Genomic DNA, 623 nt, shown 5'->3' with positions numbered 1-623 from the left:
GCCTGGCAGGCGTTTTGAGGCGGCGACTGTTGAAATAGGATCGCGAGCAGCACCGCCGTGCTTGGAAAAACACCTGCGTAACCAACGATTCCGATGTTGCGGAACCGCATGTCGCCAAGGACGACGCCACTCAGCCCGGCAAGCGCCAGCGTCCCGCTGGTTGCCAGTAGCACGCGTATCGTCGTGGCGAGCCGACCGCCGCTGAAGACTGGAGCCGCCGACAGCACGGAGAGCGCGAAGAAAATGTCCCACCCAAGAATGTCGATCGCATAGGCTATCGAGGGCCATTTGAACGACAGCAACAGGGGCGACAGTTTGGAGAACGCTGCTTGGTGGCCGACAATAAGTATGACGAAGTGTAAGGCGGATGTCAGGCCCGCCAAGACGCCCGCGAAGACAAGAGCCATAAGGCTGAACACCTTGGCACCCGCGCCGGCCCATGCATGTACCGAAACCATAAGCGCGACGAATAGCGGCATCAGCAAGAGGATCTCGATCTCCAGAAAAGAGAATAGCGGGTCCGGAATCGGTTGCTGCAGCGACCGGAGCGACAAAAGGCCAGCGATCAGCGTCGCGACGTATACGGCACCAAGGAAAGCAGTCCCGCTAGCCGCCACGATCCC

The 623-nt window shown here is 60.0% G+C and carries 1 protein-coding gene; it reads right to left on the bottom strand.

Annotated features, from left to right (window positions below):
- On the bottom strand, positions 1-623 hold a 623-nt coding region (locus AACY45_RS27415; RefSeq protein ID WP_339548587.1), incomplete at both ends, for a hypothetical protein.

This window comes from Pseudomonas sp. RA_35y_Pfl2_P32 (genome assembly GCF_963970735.1).
Classification (GTDB): Bacteria; Pseudomonadota; Gammaproteobacteria; order Pseudomonadales; family Pseudomonadaceae; genus Aquipseudomonas.
The sequence above is the reverse complement of the archived record's forward strand: the minus strand, read 5'-3'. Positions and strand labels throughout refer to the sequence as shown.